Raw genomic sequence first — 17679 nt, 5'->3', positions numbered from 1 at the left:
CCCGACGACGGTCGGCCGGCGGCCCGCTGACGGCCCGGCGACCCGGCCGTCGGCGGGGTCACGTGTAGCGCGCCTCGATCTCGTCGAGGAACGCCTGGGAGAGGCGCACGAAGTCGTCGTACCGCAGCGCGATGTCGTCGCCCGGCGCCAGGCCCAGCACGCTCGTCGCGGGGTCCAGGCGGAGCTTCGGGTCGTCGATCAGGCGCCCGCCGTTCGACATGATCGACTGCGCGACCAGCCGGACCTCGTTCAGTGCGTTGCCGTCCTTGCCCTCGTTCGCGCGCAGCCGGTGTACGAACCGCATCTCGAGCGCGAGGACCAGGGCGCCGAAGTAGCTGACCTCGAGGTCGTCGATGCCGGTCTCGTCCGCCTCGCTGTCGAAGCGCGCGTTGTCGAACGCCGCGATCTCCGCGTCCACCTGGCCGCGGCAGTCCGCGACGTAGTCGGCGTCGTAGGTGCCCTGAGCGAGCATGTCGTCTCCCGTCGGTCGTCGGCGCGCCCTGCCGTCGCACGCCACGGGTGCATCGTGACCCGGACGGGGCCGCGCTGGCTACGGCGCAGCGCGGTCAGCCGGGCGGCACCGCAGGGGGCGGCCCCGCGGCGACCACCCGGTCGGGGTGACCGCCACGCGCCTCGTCGCGGACCATGCGCCACCACAGGAGCACGGCGAACCCGCCGAAGATCCACCACTGCGCCGCGTAGGCCAGGTTCTGGATGTTCAGGCCGGCGCCGGGCACGCTCGGCGGGTCGAGGAGCACGAGCGCGTCGTCCTGCGCGGGGTCCGACGAGACGAGCACGAGGTAGCCCGTGTAGATGGGACCGCCCCACTCCCCGACCAGCTCGGCCGACGAGATCGCGGTCACCTGGCCCCCCTCCACGCCGTCGCCCGACTGCTCCGACGCCTGGAGGTAGCCCACCGCGTCGACCTCTCCCGCGGGCGGGGTGCCGGCGTCGGCCGGGTCGGCCACCCAACCGCGCACGACGGGCAGGACGGCTCCGGAGCCCGTCGTCGAGCCGCCCGCGGCGGCGCCGGATCCGTCCACGCGCAGCGGCGTCAGCACCAGGTAGCCGGTCACGCCGTCGTGCACGCGGTCCGGGACCAGCAGCTGACCGGCCGCCTCGTAGTGCCCGGTCACGGCGACCTTGCGCGCGACGAGCTCGCCGCGGAACGGCGTCTGCGGCGCCAGCTCGTCGGCCAGGGGCACGGGCGGCGCGGCGGCGCGCTCGGCCTCGTGCCGCTCCTGGGCCGCGTGGCCCCGCACCTCGGCGCGGTCCAGCTGCCACGCGCCGAGCAGCCCGCAGACCGCCGCGGCCGAGAGCAGGAGCAGCAGCAGCCCGATCATGCGGGGCCGCAGGGCCGCGCGCAGCAGCGTCGTCGGCTCGCGTTCCGGGCGGGGCGCCCACGCCCCGTCACCGGCGGGCGGCGGACCCGCCGGCTCCGTCACGGCGGGACGCTCGACCACGCGTCCACGGTAACCCGCGGCCGGCCGCGCGAGGCGCGGCAGGCGGGCGTCGGCGACCCGCCCCGGTGCGGACGTCACGAACGTCACACCGCTGCCCGACGCGCCTCGTCGGAGGCCTGCCACACCTGCGCGACGTGCGCGTATGGGGTTGTATGGCAGGTGCCGCACGAACGGCCCTGGGCCGGACGTCCCACGGTGGACGCGCGGTGCACGGTTGGCTGGAGCTGGTTCGACACTGCCCGCGACGCGGTCGCGGGACGACCTCTCGGGAGCGACGCATGAGCACGACGAGCAAGGCGACCACGGCGACCTCGTGGCAGGCCGGCAGCGGGTCGGTGGACGACGAGACGCTGCGCCGGATCGACCGCTGGTGGCGCGCGGCGAACTACCTGTCGGTGGGCCAGATCTACCTGCTGGACAACCCGCTGCTGCGCGAGCCGCTGACCCGCGACCACGTCAAGCCGCGGCTGCTCGGGCACTGGGGCACCACGCCCGGCCTGAACTTCCTGTACGCGCACCTGAACCGCGCGGTCGCCGAGCGGAGCCAGTCCACCATCTACGTCACGGGTCCCGGCCACGGCGGTCCCGGCCTGGTCGCCAGCTCGTACCTGGACGGCACGTACTCCGAGACCTACTCGGACATCACGGAGGACGAGGAGGGCCTGCGTCGCCTCTTCCGGCAGTTCTCCTTCCCCGGTGGCATCCCCAGCCACGTGGCGCCGGAGACGCCGGGCTCGATCCACGAGGGCGGCGAGCTCGGCTACGCGCTGTCGCACGCCTACGGCGCGGCCTTCGACAACCCCGACCTGCTCGTCGCGACCGTGATCGGCGACGGCGAGGCGGAGACGGGACCGCTCGCGACGAGCTGGCACTCCAACAAGTTCGTCAACCCCGCCCAGGACGGCGTGGTGCTCCCGATCCTGCACCTCAACGGCTACAAGATCGCGAACCCGACGGTCCTGGCGCGCATCAGCGACGACGAGCTGACCGCGCTCATGCACGGCTACGGCCACAAGCCGCACGTGTTCGTCGGCGGGTTCGACCCCGAGGAGTCGCACGTCGAGGTGCACCGCCGGTTCGCGACGATGCTCGACGAGGTGCTCGACGAGATCGCCGAGATCAAGGCGCGCGCGGCGGCGGGCGACGTCTCGCGCCCGCTGTGGCCGATGATCGTCTTCCGCACGCCGAAGGGCTGGACGGGTCCCGACGAGATCGACGGCAAGAAGACCACCGGCTCGTGGCGCGCCCACCAGGTGCCCCTGGCCAACGCCCGGGACACCGAGGAGCACCTCGAGGTGCTCGAGAAGTGGCTCGAGTCGTACCAGGTCAGCGAGCTGTTCGACGCGACCGGCGGGCTCGACCCCGACATCCGTGCGCTCGCGCCGACGGGCGACCTGCGGATGAGCGCGAACCCGCACGCCAACGGCGGGGTGCTGCTGCGCGACCTACGGCTGCCGGACTTCCGCGACTTCGCGGTGGACGTGCCCACGCCGGGCGGCTCGTTCGCGGAGGCGCCCCGCATCCTGGGGAACTTCCTCACCGAGGTGGTGCGCCGCAACCCGGACAACTTCCGGATCTTCGGTCCCGACGAGACCGCGTCCAACCGCCTCCAGGCGGTCTTCGAGGTCACCGACAAGCAGTGGAACGCGGAGTTCTACGGCCCGGACGTCGACGAGCACATGTCGCGCGCGGGCCGCGTGATGGAGATGCTCTCGGAGCACCAGTGCCAGGGCTGGCTCGAGGGCTACCTGCTGACCGGCCGGCACGGCCTGTTCACCAGCTACGAGGCCTTCATCCACATCGTCGACTCGATGTTCAACCAGCACGCCAAGTGGCTCAAGGTCACCAACGACATCCCGTGGCGCCGGCCGATCGCGAGCCTGAACTACCTGCTGTCGAGCCACGTGTGGCGTCAGGACCACAACGGCTTCAGCCACCAGGACCCCGGGTTCATCGACCACGTGGTCAACAAGAAGGCCGAGGTCGTGCGGGTGTACCTGCCGCCGGACGCCAACACCCTGCTGAGCACGTACGACCACTGCCTGCGCAGCCGGCAGTACGTCAACGTCGTCGTGTCCGGCAAGCAGCCCGCGCCCAACTTCCTGACCATGGAGCAGGCCGTGGCGCACTGCACGCGCGGCCTGGGCATCTGGGACTGGGCCGGGAGCGAGGTCGCCGGCGAGAAGCCGGACGTCGTGCTCGCCGCGGCCGGCGACGTCCCGACGCTCGAGGTGCTGGCGGCCGCCGACATCCTGCGCCGCGAGATCCCGGACCTCAAGGTCCGGGTGATCAACGTCGTCGACCTCATGCGCCTGCAGGACGAGCGGGAGCACCCGCACGGCCTGTCGGACAAGCAGTTCGACGGCCTCTTCACCGCCGACCGGCCGGTGATCTTCGCGTACCACGGCTACCCGTGGCTGATCCACCGCCTCACCTACCGCCGCCGCGGCCACGCCAACATCCACGTGCGCGGGTACAAGGAGGAGGGCACCACGACGACGCCGTTCGACATGGTCATGCTCAACGACCTCGACCGGTACCACCTGGTGATCGACGTGATCGACCGGGTCGAGAGCCTCGGCACGGCCTACGCCGGCCTGCGCCAGGAGATGGTCGACGCCCGGATCCGTGCCCGCGAGTACACCCGCGAGCACGGGGACGACATCCCCGAGGTGCGGGACTGGGTCTGGCCGGACGCGCAGGACCTGGCGGACAGCGGCCAGGTCGACGCGACCGCCGCGACCGGCGGGGACAACGAGTAGCAGCACGCCCGGTGGGGCGGGCTGCGACCGGTCGTGTCCCGGTCCGCCCCACCAGCACCAGCACGACCACCACCGAGCAGCAGGACTGGAGCGAGCCCACCGTGGCCAGCAGCATCTACGTCGCCTCCCCCGAGGGGGACACCGGCAAGTCGACGGTCGCCCTGGGGCTGGTCGACCTCCTCGCCCGCACCGTGCAGCGCGTGGGGGTGTTCCGTCCCGTCGCCCGCTCGACCGAGCAGCGCGACTTCGTCCTCGAGCTCCTGCTCGAGCACGACGGCGTCGACCTCCCGTACGACGAGTGCGTCGGGACGACGTACGACAAGGTGCATGCGGACCCCGAGGCCGCGCTCTCGCAGATCGTCGCGCGCTTCCACGCGGTCGAGCGCCAGTGCGACGCGGTCGTCGTGGTCGGCACGGACTACACCGACGTGACGTCACCGACCGAGCTGGCGTTCAACGCGCGGATCGCCGCCAACCTGGGCGCGCCCGTCGTGCTCGTCGTGAACGGCAACCGCCGCACGCCCGCGGACATCGAGCAGGTCGTCGAGGTGTCCGTCGGCGAGCTCGCCGCGAACCACGCGCACGTCGCGGCCATCGTCGCGAACCGGTGCGCGACGCAGTCGGTCGACGTCGTCCGCCGGCTGCTCCAGAGCACCGAGAAGCCCGCCTGGGCCCTGCCGGAGAACCCGCTGCTGTCCGCGCCGACGCTGCGGCAGCTCAGCGACGCCGTCGGCGGCACGCTCATCTCCGGCGACCCCGAGCTGCTGGGCCGCGAGGTGCTCGACATGCTCGTGGGCGCGATGGAGATCGAGCACCTGCTCGGTCGCCTCTCCGACGGGGCGGTCATCATGACGCCCGGCGACCGCGCCGACATCCTGCTCGGGCTGCTGCTCGCGCACCAGGCCGACGGCTTCCCGACGCTCGCGGGCATCATCCTCAACGGCGGGTTCCGGCCCGCGAAGACGATCCAGCGCCTGGTCGACGGCCTCGGCAGCAAGCTGCCGATCATCGCGACCGACCTGGGCACGTTCCGCACCGCGAGCACCGTCGCCTCCACGCGCGGCCGCCTCACCGCGGACTCGCAGCGCAAGGTCGACCTCGCGCTGGCGCTGTTCGAGCGGCACGTGGACGGCCACGCCCTGCTCGCGGCGCTGGACGTCGCCCAGCCCGACGTGGTGACCCCGCTGATGTTCGAGTACGGGCTGCTCGACCGCGCGCGGTCGGACCGCCGACGCATCGTCCTGCCCGAGGGCAACGACGACCGGATCCTGCGCGCGGCGTCCACGCTCCTGGAGCGCGGCGTCGCCGACCTGACGATCCTGGGCGACGAAGCCGCGATCCGGGCCCGCTCCGCCGAGCTCGGGCTCGCGCTCGACGGCGCGCAGGTCATCGACCCGCACGACCCGGCGTACGTCGACCGGTTCGCCCCCGAGTACGCCCGCCTGCGCGCGCACAAGGGCATGACGGCCGAGCGGGCCAAGGAGATCGTGCCGTCGGTGTCCTACTTCGGCACGATGATGGTGCACCTCGGGCTCGCCGACGGCATGGTCTCGGGCGCGCTGCACACCACGGCGCACACGATCAAGCCCAGCTTCGAGATCATCAAGACCGCGCCGGGCGTGGACAACGTCTCGAGCGCGTTCCTCATGTGCCTCGAGGACCGGGTGCTCGTCTACGCCGACTGCGCGGTGATCCCCGACCCGACGGCCGAGCAGCTCGCCGACATCGCGATCTCCTCCGCCGCGACCGCGGTGCAGTTCGGCATCGAGCCGCGCATCGCGATGCTGTCCTACTCCACGGGCGAGTCCGGCTCCGGGGCCGACGTCGACAAGGTCCGCGCCGCCACCGCGCTGGTCCGCGAGCGCCGCCCCGACCTGTCGGTCGAGGGGCCGATCCAGTACGACGCGGCGGTGGACGCCTCGGTCGCGAAGACCAAGCTGCCCGACTCCGCGGTGGCGGGACGCGCGACCGTGTTCGTCTTCCCCGACCTCAACACGGGCAACAACACGTACAAGGCGGTGCAGCGGTCCGCCGGCGCGGTGGCGATCGGCCCGGTCCTGCAGGGGCTGCGCAAGCCGGTCAACGACCTGTCGCGCGGAGCGCTCGTGCAGGACATCGTCAACACCGTCGCGATCACCGCGATCCAGGCGCAGGCCCTCGCGGCCGCGGAGGAAGGGCACGCATGAGCACCAGCACGACCGCACGCAGCCAGGGCACGGTCCTCGTCGTCAACTCGGGCTCGTCGTCGATCAAGTACCAGCTCGTCGACCCGGCGGGAGGCGACGCGATCGCCTCGGGGCTCGTCGAGCGGATCGGCGAGGAGACGGGCGCGGTCAAGCACGTCGCCGGGGGCACGACGACGGAGCGCGAGCTGCCCGTCGCGGACCACGGCGAGGGCCTGCGCATCGTGCTCGGGCTGTTCGACGAGGTGGGGCCGGACCTGTCCGCGGCGCAGGTGATCGCCGTCGGTCACCGCGTGGTGCAGGGCGGCCCGGTCTTCGACGGCCCGGTGCTCGTCGACGCCGAGGTGGAGCGCCAGATCGACGAGCTCTCCCCGCTCGCCCCGCTGCACAACCCGCCGAACCTCACCGGCATCCGCGTGGCGCGCGAGCTGCTGCCGGACGTGCCGCACGTCGCGGTGTTCGACACGGCCTTCTTCCACCACCTGCCCGCCGCGGCGGCGACGTACGCGATCGACCGCGAGGTGGCCGCGCGGCACCACGTGCGGCGCTACGGCGCGCACGGCACGTCGCACCAGTACGTGTCGCACGAGGTCGCGGCGTACCTGGGACGTCCCGTCGAGCAGACGTCGACGATCGTGCTCCACCTGGGCAACGGCGCCTCGGCGTCGGCGGTCCAGGGCGGCCGGGCGGTCGACACGTCGATGGGGCTGACGCCGCTCGAGGGGCTGGTCATGGGCACCCGCACCGGCGACATCGACCCCGCCGTCACCTTCCACCTCATGCGGAACGCGGGCATGTCCGTCGACGAGGTCGACGACCTGCTCAACCGCCGCTCGGGCCTGAAGGGGCTCACGGGCGAGAACGACCTGCGCGAGGTGCACCGGCTGGTGGACGAGGGCGTCGAGGCCGCCCGCGTCGCGATCGACGTCTACACCCACCGGATCAAGAAGTACGTCGGCGCGTACGCCGCCGTCCTGGGCGGCGTCGACGTCATCGCGTTCACCGCGGGCGTCGGCGAGAACGACGACGTGGTCCGGGCGCTGTCGCTGGCCGGGCTGGAGCGGCTGGGCATCGAGGTCGACCCGGAGCGCAACGCGGGCCGCAAGAAGGAGCCCACGGTCATCTCGCCGGACGGAGCCGCCACGACCGTCGTCGTGTTCCCGACGAACGAGGAGCTGGCGATCGCGCGCCAGGCGGTCGCCGTCGTCGGGGCCTGACCGCCGCTACGGCAGGCGCGCCGCCTTCATGGCCCGCAGCAGCTCGGTGTACACCGTGGGCCAGACCTCGGGGCCCAGCTCGTAGAGCCGGCGCAGCCCGAGCGGCGGCAGGCCGAGCGGGCCGCCGTGGGCGCCGCGCTGCACGGCCACCGTCTGCAGCCTCGTCGTCTCCCACAGGCCCTCGCGGCCGTGCCGCACGCCGATGCCCGACGCGCCCCAGCCGCCCTGCGGCGCCCCGACCGAGCCCCAGGCGGCGACGTAGCCCTCGTTCACGTTGACGGTGCCCGCGTGCACCCGGCGCGCCAGGGCCGCCCCGCGGCGGGTGTCCGCCGTCCAGATGCTCGCGTTGAGGCCGAACTCCGTGTCGTTCATGGCCGCGACGGCCTCGTCGTCGGAGGCGACGGGGTACAGCGACACGACAGGCCCGAACGTCTCCTCGCGGAACAGGCGCGCCTGCGGCGGGACGTCGGCCAGGATCGTCGGCTCGTAGAACCAGGGGCCGACGTCGGTGCGGTGCACTCCCCCGGCCAGCACCCGCGCGCCGTGCCCGATCGCGTCCTCGACGTGCTCGACGACGGTCGCGAGCTGGGCGGCCGACGTGAGCGACCCGACGTCGGCGCGGTAGTCGAGCCCGGCGCCCAGGCGCAGCGCGCGGGCGCGCTCCGCGAACGCCTCGGCGAACTCGTCGGCCACGTCGCGGTGGACGTAGACCCGCTCGATGCTCACGCAGACCTGCCCGCTGCCGACGAAGCACGCGCGCACGGCGCCCTCGGCCGCGGTGTCGACGTCCACGTCGTCGGCGACGTACATGGCGTTCTTCCCGCCGAGCTCGAGCGTCGCGGGCACCAGGCGCTCGCCCGCGTTCGCGGCGACCGCGCGGCCCGTGCGGGTCGAGCCGGTGAAGCTGACGTGGTCGCTGTGCTCGACGACCGCGCCGCCGACGGTCGGGCCGTCGCCCACCACGACCTGCAGCACGCCCGGCGGCAGCCCCGCGTCCTCGAGCAGCTCGGCCGCCCACAGCGCGGTCAGCGCGGTCTGCGGGTCCGGCCGCAGCAGCACCGCGTTGCCGGCGACGAGCGCGGGCAGGACGTCGCCGAGCGTCAGGGTCAGCGGGAAGTTCCACGGCGCGACGATGCCGACGACGCCGACCGGGTGGCGCAGCACCCGCGTGCTCGTGAGGCCGGGCACCACGCCCGGGACCCGCCGGGGTGCGAGGTAGCGCCGCGCACGGGAGGCGTAGTGACGGGCGACGAGCGCGATGTCGGCGACCTCCTCGAACGCCGAGGCACGCGCCTTGCCGGTCTCGAGCTGGATCAGGTCCAGCACGTCCGACTGCTGCTCGAGCACCAGGTCGTGCACGCGGGACAGCACCGCGGTGCGCTCGCGCAGGGGGCGCGCGGCCCACAGCCGCTGCGCCGCCCGCGCGCGACGGGCCGCACGCGCCACGTCGTCGGGCGTGGACAGCGGCACGGCGGCGATGGGCGCACCGGTGAAGGGCGCGTGCGACAGGTGGGTCGCGGCGCCCGGCGACGAGACCACCCGACGCAGCAGCGTCGCGACGTCGTCGGGCTCCAGCACGTACGTGGCGAGCGGGTCGGTCTCCGGGTCGAAGAGCTCGGCGGAACCGTGCTGGCCGTCCTGCGGACCGTGATCCTGCGACATGGCGCCAGGGTACGCGCGCGGCCTGGCGGACCGGTGTGACGCGCGCGACCTTGGAGCGCGCCGCTCTTCGGGATTAAGGTGAGGCTCGCCTAATCAGGCATGACGAGAGTGACGCTCCCCTTCACGTGAGGACCCTCATGCGCTCCGCTTCCCTGCGCCCCTTCCGGGCCGCCGCCGTCGCGCTGGCCGCCGCGCTCGCGCTGACCGCCTGCGCCTCCGACGGCACCGACGAGGGCGCGACGACGCCCACCGGTGGCACCACGTCCGCCGCCGCCGGCCAGTTCCCCGTGACGATCGCCAACACGTTCGGCGAGACGACGATCGAGGCGCAGCCCGAGCGCGTCGCCACCGTGGCGTGGGGGAACCACGACGTCGCGATCGCGCTCGGCGTGGTCCCGGTCGGCATGCAGAAGGCCACCTACGGCGACGACGACACCGACGGCGTGCTCCCGTGGACGCGCGAGGCGCTCGACGCCCTCGGTGTCACGGACGACACGCTCCCGGTCCTGTTCGACGAGTCGACCAGCCTGGACCTCGAGGCCGTCAGCAACACCGAGCCCGACGTGGTGCTCGCGGCGTACTCCGGCCTCACGGAGGAGGAGTGGACGACGCTCTCCCAGATCGCGCCGACCGTCTCCTACCCGAAGTACGCGTGGGGCACGAGCTGGCGCGACATGGCCCTGATCGACGGTGAGGCGCTCGGCCTCGAGGACCAGGCGCAGGCGAAGATCGACGAGGTGGAGGCGACGATCGCCGACGGCCTCGCCGCGCGCCCGGACATCGAGGGGAAGTCCGTCGCCTACGGGTGGATCGACCCGACCAACCTCAGCAAGATCTCGCTGTACGCCCCGCTCGACGCGCGCGTGCAGCTCATGGACGACCTCGGGATGCACACCGCCGACTCCGTCGTGGACCTGGCGGGCGACAGCGACCAGTTCTTCGTCGACGTCTCGGCCGAGAACGCCGACGCGCTGGCCGACGTCGACGTCCTCGCGCTGTACGGCGACGACACGACGGTCGCGACGCTCCAGGCCGACCCGCTGTGGTCGAAGGTCCCGGCGGTCGAGCGCGGCTCGGTCGTCGTCCTCCCGAACGACGGCCCTCTGTCCGCCGCGACGTCCGGCCCGACCGTGCTGTCGGTGCCGTGGGCGCTCGACGACTACCTCGACCTGTTCGAGGCGGCGGCGAAGAAGGTCTGATGACCGTCACCGTCCCGGCACCGTCGCCGGCCGTCCCCGTCGCGGGGCGGCCGGCGTCGCTGCGGCGTCGGCGGACGGTCGGGCTCGTCGTGTGCCTGGCCCTCGTCGCGCTCGCGGTGCTGGCCTCGCTCGCGCTCGGGTCGCGCGTGGTCGGCTGGTCCGACGTGCTCGCCGGCCTGACGCACCCCGACCCGGGCTCGATCGACCAGGCCGCGGTGCAGTCACGGGTGCCGCGCACGGTCCTGGGCCTCGTCGTCGGCGCCGCGCTGGGCGTGGCGGGCGCGCTGCTGCAGGGCCTGACGCGCAACCCGCTGGCCGATCCGGGCCTGCTCGGCATCAGCTCCGGCTCGTCGCTCGCGGTCGTGATCGGGATCGGCTGGCTCGGCATCTCGACCCTCGCGGGCTACGTGTGGCTCGCGATCCTCGGAGCAGCCGTCACGTCGCTGCTGGTCTACGGCATCGGCTCGCTCGGCCGCGAGGGGGCGACGCCGCTCAAGCTCGCGCTCGCGGGGGCTGCGACCACGGCCGCCGTGAGCTCGCTGGTGTCGATGGTGCTGCTCACCCGCACCGACGTGCTCGACACCTTCCGGTTCTGGCAGGTCGGCTCGCTGGGCCGCGCCGACCTGGGCCAGCTCGCCCAGGTCGCCCCGCTGCTGCTGGTGGGAGCCGTGCTCGCGGTCGCGTGCGCGCGCGGGCTCGACGCGCTGTCGCTCGGCGAGGACGTCGCGGTCGGCCTGGGGCAGCGCACCGGCACGATCCGGGCGCTCGGCGGCCTGGCGGCCGTGCTCCTGTGCGGCACCGCCGTCGCGCTCGCGGGACCGATCGGCTTCATCGGCCTCGTCATGCCCCACCTCGCGCGCAGCCTGACCGGCCCGAGCCACCGCTGGGTCCTGCCCTACGCGGCCGCGCTCGGCGCCGCGCTGCTCCTGGTCGCCGACGTCGTCGGCCGGGTCGTGGTCCGGCCGCAAGAGCTCGAGGTCGGGATCGTGACCGCGATCCTCGGTGCGCCGGTCTTCATCGCGATCATCCGCCGGCAGAAGGTGCGTGAGCTGTGACCGCCGTCCTCGACCGCGCCGCCGCCGGCCCGGGCGCACCCGGCGCGCTGGTCGCCGCGGGCCGCCGCGCCCGGACCCGGCGCTGGCGCCTCGTGGTCGCGGTCCTCACGCTCGTCGTCCTCGGCCTCGTCGTGCTCACGCTCTGCGTGGGCGAGCGCTCGTACACGCCCGCCGAGGTCCTGCGCGTCCTGCTCGGCGAGCAGGTGCCGGGCGCGTCGTTCACCGTCTCGACGCTGCGCCTGCCGCGCGTGCTGACCGGGGTGCTCGTCGGGATCGCGTTCGGCATGGGCGGCGTCGTGTTCCAGACGATGCTGCGCAACGTGCTCGCGAGCCCCGACATCATCGGGATCAGCGCGGGCGCGAGCGCCGCGGCCGTCGTCGCGATCACGATGTTCGGGGTGAGCGGGCTCGCGCTGTCGGGCATCGCGATCGTCGCGGGGGTCGTCGTCGCGGGCACCATCTACGCGCTGTCCTGGCGCCAGGGCGTGCACGGCGCGCGGCTCATCCTCATCGGCATCGCGGTGGGCGCGATGCTCGACTCCGTCGTGGCGTACGCGCTGACCCGCTCGTCGGTGTACGACGTCAACACCGCGCTGCGCTGGCTCACGGGCAGCCTGAGCCAGGCGTTCTGGCCCGTCGTCGGCCCGCTCGCGCTCGCGATGGCCGTCCTGGTCCCGGCGCTCCTGGTGCTCTCCCGGCGGCTGACGGCCCTGCAGCTCGGGGACGACGCGTCGGCGTCGCTCGGCGTCGCGCCCGACCGCTCGCGGCTCGCGCTCCTCGTCGTGGGCGTCGCGCTCATCGCCGTGGGGACGGCGGCGGCCGGGCCGATCGCGTTCGTCGCGTTCCTGTCCGGGCCGATCGCCCACCGCCTGGTGCGCGGCACCGGGTCGCTGCTCGTCCCCGCCGCGCTCGTCGGCGCCGTGCTCGTGGTGGGCGGCGACCTCGTCGGGCAGCAGCTGCTCGTGACACGCTTCCCGGTGGGCGTGGTCACCGGCGTCCTCGGCGCCCCCTACCTGCTCTGGCTGCTGGCCAGGACCAACCGTTCCGGAGGAAGCCTGTGAGCACCCCGACCGGCACCACGGTGCACACCCTCGCCGTCGAGTCGGCGACCATCGGGTACGACGAGCGCGTCGTCGTGCACGACATGACGCTCGAGGTGCCGACGGGGAAGATCACGACGATCGTCGGCGCCAACGCGTGCGGGAAGTCGACCCTGCTGCGCGCGATGGCGCGGCTCCTGAAGGTCAAGGCCGGACGCGTCCTGCTCGACGGCACGCCGATCGACGACCTGCCGTCGCGCCAGGTCGCGACCGTGCTGGGCCTGCTGCCCCAGACCCCCGTGAGCCCCGAGGGCATCGCCGTGGCGGACCTCGTCGGGCGGGGCCGGTACCCGCACCAGGGCTGGTTCCGCCGGTGGACGGCGGACGACGACGCCGCGGTCGAGGAGGCGCTCGTCGCGACCGACACGCTCGACCTGGCCGACCGGCCCGTCGACGAGCTGTCCGGCGGGCAGCGCCAGCGCGTCTGGATCGCCATGGCGCTCGCGCAGCAGACCGACGTCCTGCTGCTCGACGAGCCCACGACGTTCCTCGACGTCGCCCACCAGGTCGAGGTGCTCGACCTGCTCACCGACCTCAACCGCACGCGCGGCACCACGATCGTCATGGTCCTGCACGACCTCAACCTCGCGGCCCGCTACACCGACCACCTGGTCGCGCTGCGCGAGGGACGGCTCGTCGCGCAGGGGCGCCCCGTCGACGTGGTGACGCCGGAGCTCGTGCAGGAGGTGTTCCGGATGGCGTCCCAGGTGGTGCCCGACCCCGTGTCCGGAACGCCCCTCGTCGTGCCCGTCGGGCGGCACCACTCGTCGGACGGCACGCGCCGCACCAGCACCCTCGCGACGTCCGACGCGGCGTACCAGACGCTGTAGCCCCCGCCCGAGCCGCGCCGAACGGCCGGCCGGGAACCGGCCACGGCGGCGCCGCGAGGTGGCATGCTGCCTCCGGAGGCGGGCACGCCCCCCGGCGACGCCGAGGAACCGACCGAACGACGAGGTGAGCCGTGGGCTACCCCCAGGACGTCCTGACCGAGAACGAGCGCGTGGTCGTGCACAAGCACCCGCACATCAAGGCGCTGCTCGGGCCCGGGCTCCTCCTGCTCGTCGTCACCGGGCTGTGCTCGTGGGGCGCCGTCTGGGCGGGCGGCAGCGACTCCGTCGGGGGCGCCCGCACACCGCTGCAGATCGCGCTGGGCGTCGTGTGGCTGGCGGTCGTCGTGCTGTTCCTGGTGCGCTTCGTCAGCTGGCGCACCACGCACTTCGTCATCACCGACCGGCGCGTGATGTTCCGCGAGGGCGTCGTCACACGGTCCGGCATCGACATCCCGGTGCGGCGGATCAACTCGGTCCAGTTCCGGCACGGCCTGGTCGACCGCGTGCTGCGGACCGGGACGCTGATCATCGAGTCCGCGTCCGACGACCCGCTCGAGTTCGACGACATCCCGGGCGTCGAGAAGGTGCACGCGCTCCTCTACGCCGAGCTCGACGACACCCTCGACGGGGACGACGACGACCCGACGGTCCCCCCGCAGCCCCGCTGAGCGGTCAGCGGGGCTGGTACGGCGAGACGACGACCTCGACGCGCTGGAACTCCTTGAGGTCCGAGTAGCCGGTGGTCGCCATGGCGCGGCGCAGCGCGCCGATCGTGTTGAGCGTGCCGTCCGCGGTGTGGCCCGGTCCGAACAGGATCTGCTCGAGCGTGCCGGCCGTGCCGACCTCCACGCGCTCGCCGCGCGGCAGGTGCGGGTGGTGCGCCTCGGGGCCCCAGTGGAAGCCGCGGCCGGGCGCCTCGGTCGCGCGCGCGAGCGCCGCCCCGAGCATCACGGCGTCCGCCCCGCACGCGACGGCCTTGACGAGGTCGCCCGAGCGGCCGACGCCGCCGTCCGCGATGACGTGCACGTACCGGCCGCCGGACTCGTCGAGGTAGTCCCGACGAGCGGCGGCGACGTCCGCGACGGCCGTCGCCATGGGCGCGTGGATGCCCAGCGAGACCCGGGTGGTGTGCGCGGCGCCCCCGCCGAACCCGACGAGCACGCCCGCGGCACCCGTGCGCATGAGGTGCAGCGCGGCGGTGTAGGTGGACGCGCCGCCGACGATCACCGGCACGTCGAGCTCGTAGATGAAGCGCTTGAGGTTGAGCGGCTCGGCGTTGCCCGAGACGTGCTCGGCGGACACCGTGGTGCCGCGGATGACGAACAGGTCGACGCCGGCGTCCACGACCGTGCGCCAGTGCTCCTGCGTGCGCTGCGGGGAGAGCGCGCCGGCGACGGTGACCCCGGCGGCCCGGATCTCCTGCAGCCGCGCGGCGATGAGCTCGGGCTGGATCGGCGCCGCGTAGATCTCCTGCATCCGCGCCGTGGCGCGCGCCGCGTCGAGCGTCGCGATCTCCGAGAGGTGCTGCGTCGGGTCCTCGTAGCGCGTCCACAGGCCCTCGAGGTCGAGCACGCCGAGGCCGCCGAGCCGGCCGAGCGCGACGGCGGTGGCCGGGCTCATGACCGAGTCCATCGGGGCGGCGAGCACCGGGAGGTCGAAGTGGTACGCGTCGATCTGCCAGCCGACCGAGACGTCCTGCGGGTCCCGCGTGCGGCGCGACGGGACGATCGCGATGTCGTCGAAGGAGTACGCGCGACGCCCGCGCTTGCCGCGTCCGATCTCGATCTCGTTGCTCACCCGACGAGCCTACCGGCGACGCCTGCGCGCTCGTGTCAGCGCCCTGATGTCAGCGGGCGGTGCGATGCTGACGGCGATGACGAGGACGACGAACATGACCAGAACGACATGACCAGGACGACATGACCAGGGCGACATGACCAGGACGACGGACGGGCGGCACGGGGCGCTGCTGGGGTTCGACACGGAGACGACGGGCATCGACGTCCGGCGGGACCGCGTGGTGAGCGCCGCGCTCGTGCTCCGGGACGCGACGGGCACGCACGTGCGCACGTGGCTGGTGGACCCGGGCGTCGAGATCCCCGAGGCCGCGGGCGCGATCCACGGCCTGAGCACCGAGCACGTCCGGGCGCACGGCGCCGCGCCTGCCGTGGCGCTGGAGGAGATCGCCGCCCTCCTGGTCGAGCACGTGCGCGCGGGCGGCACGCTCGTCGCGTACAACGCCTCGTTCGACCTCGCGGTGCTCGACGCGGAGCTGGCGCGGTACGGACGTCCCACGCTGCCCGAGCGCCTCGGCGGGCCGGTGCGGCCCGTGCTCGACCCCATGGTCCTGGACCGCATGGCGGACCCGGACCGCGAGGGCGGGCGCCGGCTCGTGGACCTCTGCGAGCACCACGACGTGACGACGGGCCTCCTGCACACCGCCGACGCGGACACGCTGGCCACCCTCGACGTGCTCGACGCGGTGCTCGCGGCCTCCCCGGTGCTCGCGGACGCCACCGCGCAGGAGCTGCACGACCGTCAGGCGGTCGCGGTCGCCGCCTGGCGCGCGGCGTACCACGCCCGCAAGGCCGCCGAGGCCGCGCAGGCCGTCCTCGACGCCCTCATGGGCCGCGCCGCGGAGCCCGCGGCGCGGTGACCGACCGTCAGCGGTGCGACGTGTAGTTCGGGGCCTCGACCGTCATCTGGATGTCGTGCGGGTGCGACTCCTTGAGCCCGGCCGCCGTGATCCGGATGAACTTCCCACGCTGCTGCAGCTCCGGGATCGTGTGCGCGCCGACGTAGAACATCGACTGGTGCAGCCCGCCCACGAGCTGGTGCGCCACGGCGCCCAGGGGCCCGCGGTACGGCACCTGCCCCTCGATCCCCTCGGGCACGATCTTCTCGTCGGACGCGACGTCCGCCTGGAAGTACCGGTCCTTCGAGTAGGACACGCGACCGCGCGACGCCATGGCACCGAGCGACCCCATGCCGCGGTAGTGCTTGTACTGCTTGCCGTTGACGAACACGAGGTCGCCGGGCGACTCGTCGCAGCCGGCGAGCAGCGAGCCCAGCATCACGGTGTCCGCGCCGGCGACCAGCGCCTTGGCGATGTCGCCGGAGTACTGCAGACCGCCGTCGCCGATCACCGGGACGCCCGCGGGCTTGCAGGCGAGCGCGGCCTCGTAGATCGCGGTGACCTGCGGGACGCCCACGCCGGCGACGACGCGCGTGGTGCAGATCGAGCCGGGCCCGACGCCCACCTTCACGGCGTCCGCGCCGGAGTCGACGAGCGCCTGGGCGCCTTCGCGCGTCGCGACGTTGCCGCCGATGACCTGCACGTGACGCGTGAACGGGTCGGTCTTCAGCCGGTTCACCATCTCGAGCATCAGCCGCGCGTGGCCGTTGGCGGTGTCGACGACGAGCACGTCCACGCCGGCCTCGACGAGGGCCGTGGCCCGCTCCCACGCGTCGCCGAAGAAGCCGATCGCGGCCCCCACGACGAGCCGGCCCTCGGCGTCCTTGGTCGACATCGGGTACTGCTCGGACTTCACGAAGTCCTTGACCGTGATGAGGCCCTGGAGCACGCCCGCGTCGTCGACCAGCGGCAGCTTCTCGATCTTGTGCTTGGCGAGCAGCGCGGCGGCGTCGTCCCGGTCGATGCCGACGGGGGCCGTGACCAGCGGCATCGCGGTCATGACCTCGCGGACGCGGCGCGTCTCGAACTCGCCCGCGGGGACGAACCGCAGGTCGCGGTTGGTGATGATGCCGAGCAGGCGACGGTCGGCGTCGACCACCGGCAGACCGGAGACGCGGTACGTGCCGCACAGCGCGTCGAGCTCGGCGAGCGTCGCGTCGGACGAGACCGTGACCGGGTCCGTGACCATGCCGGACTCCGAGCGCTTGACCCGGTCGACCTGGTGCGCCTGGTCGGCGATCGACAGGTTCCGGTGCAGGATGCCGATGCCGCCCTGACGGGCCATGGCGATCGCCATCCGCGACTCGGTCACCGTGTCCATCGCGGCGGACAGCAGCGGCACGCGGACGCTGATCTCCCGCGTGAGCCGGGCGGTCGTGTCGACCTCGCTCGGGATGACGTCGGTCTCTCCGGGCAGGAGGAGGACGTCGTCGTAGGTCAGGCCGATGCGCGCGAAGGGGTCGGCCGGCGAGTCGGGTCCCGTCATCACGTCAGGATACGTCGGCCGACGAGC

The 17679-nt window shown here is 73.5% G+C and carries 14 protein-coding genes; 9 read left to right on the top strand and 5 right to left on the bottom strand.

The genetic code is table 11. The features are described 5' to 3' along the window. Window positions 1-58: 58 nt before the first annotated feature. Entirely contained in the window at window positions 59-472 is a 414-nt protein-coding gene (locus tag KIN34_RS08875) for a hypothetical protein (protein WP_214349405.1), read from the bottom strand. A gap of 94 nt (window positions 473-566) precedes the next feature. Further along, complete coding sequence (locus KIN34_RS08870) at window positions 567-1463, bottom strand: SURF1 family protein (RefSeq protein ID WP_307858152.1); 897 nt, start codon at window positions 1461-1463, stop codon at window positions 567-569. A gap of 278 nt (window positions 1464-1741) precedes the next feature. Between KIN34_RS08870 and KIN34_RS08865 the strand changes: the two genes are divergently transcribed. The 3 genes from KIN34_RS08865 to KIN34_RS08855 all read left to right on the top strand — a co-directional run bounded on the left by KIN34_RS08865 (window position 1742) and on the right by KIN34_RS08855 (window position 7625). Further along, window positions 1742-4225 carry a phosphoketolase family protein gene (locus tag KIN34_RS08865; protein WP_214349403.1) on the top strand — a complete coding sequence of 828 codons (2484 nt, stop codon included), beginning with the start codon at window positions 1742-1744 and terminating at the stop codon, window positions 4223-4225. Between the two features lie 101 nt (window positions 4226-4326). Next, on the top strand, window positions 4327-6411 hold the full coding sequence (pta, locus tag KIN34_RS08860) for a phosphate acetyltransferase (RefSeq protein ID WP_214349401.1): 2085 nt from the start codon (window positions 4327-4329) through the stop codon (window positions 6409-6411). Then, window positions 6408-7625: an acetate/propionate family kinase gene (locus KIN34_RS08855; RefSeq protein ID WP_214349398.1), complete on the top strand. Its 1218-nt coding sequence runs from the start codon at window positions 6408-6410 to the stop codon at window positions 7623-7625. Before pta ends, KIN34_RS08855 begins: the two co-directional genes overlap by 4 nt. Window positions 7626-7631: 6 nt before the next feature. On the opposite strand, the gene KIN34_RS08850 is transcribed toward KIN34_RS08855, so the two are convergent. Then, window positions 7632-9287 (bottom strand): succinic semialdehyde dehydrogenase, encoded by a 1656-nt coding sequence (locus tag KIN34_RS08850; RefSeq protein WP_214349395.1) that lies wholly within the window; start codon window positions 9285-9287, stop codon window positions 7632-7634. Window positions 9288-9424: 137 nt separating this feature from the next. Here KIN34_RS08850 and KIN34_RS08845 point away from each other — a divergent pair, with 137 nt between their 5' ends. The 5 genes from KIN34_RS08845 to KIN34_RS08825 all read left to right on the top strand — a co-directional run bounded on the left by KIN34_RS08845 (window position 9425) and on the right by KIN34_RS08825 (window position 14139). Then, window positions 9425-10486, top strand: a complete 1062-nt coding sequence (locus KIN34_RS08845) for an iron-siderophore ABC transporter substrate-binding protein (RefSeq protein ID WP_214349393.1) — start codon at window positions 9425-9427, stop codon at window positions 10484-10486. Further along, a complete protein-coding gene (locus KIN34_RS08840; RefSeq protein WP_214349390.1) occupies window positions 10486-11541 on the top strand; it encodes a FecCD family ABC transporter permease in 1056 nt (351 codons plus the stop codon). Before KIN34_RS08845 ends, KIN34_RS08840 begins: the two co-directional genes overlap by 1 nt. Next, window positions 11538-12602, top strand: coding sequence for a FecCD family ABC transporter permease (locus KIN34_RS08835; RefSeq protein ID WP_214349387.1), 1065 nt, complete (start codon window positions 11538-11540; stop codon window positions 12600-12602). The genes KIN34_RS08840 and KIN34_RS08835 overlap by 4 nt, the downstream gene beginning before the upstream one ends. Further along, entirely contained in the window at window positions 12599-13471 is an 873-nt protein-coding gene (locus KIN34_RS08830) for an ABC transporter ATP-binding protein (RefSeq protein ID WP_307858151.1), read from the top strand. Before KIN34_RS08835 ends, KIN34_RS08830 begins: the two co-directional genes overlap by 4 nt. 131 nt (window positions 13472-13602) lie before the next feature. Next, window positions 13603-14139, top strand: coding sequence for a PH domain-containing protein (locus tag KIN34_RS08825; protein WP_214349384.1), 537 nt, complete (start codon window positions 13603-13605; stop codon window positions 14137-14139). Window positions 14140-14143: 4 nt separating this feature from the next. Here KIN34_RS08825 and KIN34_RS08820 read toward each other — a convergent pair whose 3' ends face one another. Further along, window positions 14144-15268 carry a GuaB3 family IMP dehydrogenase-related protein gene (locus KIN34_RS08820; protein WP_214349381.1) on the bottom strand — a complete coding sequence of 375 codons (1125 nt, stop codon included), beginning with the start codon at window positions 15266-15268 and terminating at the stop codon, window positions 14144-14146. 136 nt (window positions 15269-15404) lie between these two features. Between KIN34_RS08820 and KIN34_RS08815 the strand changes: the two genes are divergently transcribed. After that, window positions 15405-16127: an exonuclease domain-containing protein gene (locus tag KIN34_RS08815; protein ID WP_214349379.1), complete on the top strand. Its 723-nt coding sequence runs from the start codon at window positions 15405-15407 to the stop codon at window positions 16125-16127. Between the two features lie 7 nt (window positions 16128-16134). Here the strand turns inward: KIN34_RS08815 and guaB are convergent, their stop codons facing one another. Further along, window positions 16135-17652, bottom strand: a complete 1518-nt coding sequence (gene guaB, locus KIN34_RS08810; RefSeq protein ID WP_214349377.1) for an IMP dehydrogenase — start codon at window positions 17650-17652, stop codon at window positions 16135-16137. Between the last annotated feature and the right edge of the window lie 27 nt (window positions 17653-17679).

Origin of the sequence: Cellulomonas fulva, from assembly GCF_018531375.1 — a bacterium.
GTDB lineage: Bacteria > Actinomycetota > Actinomycetes > Actinomycetales > Cellulomonadaceae > Cellulomonas > Cellulomonas fulva.
Note: the sequence above shows the minus strand (reverse complement) of the source record. Positions and strands in the feature narration are given on the sequence as shown.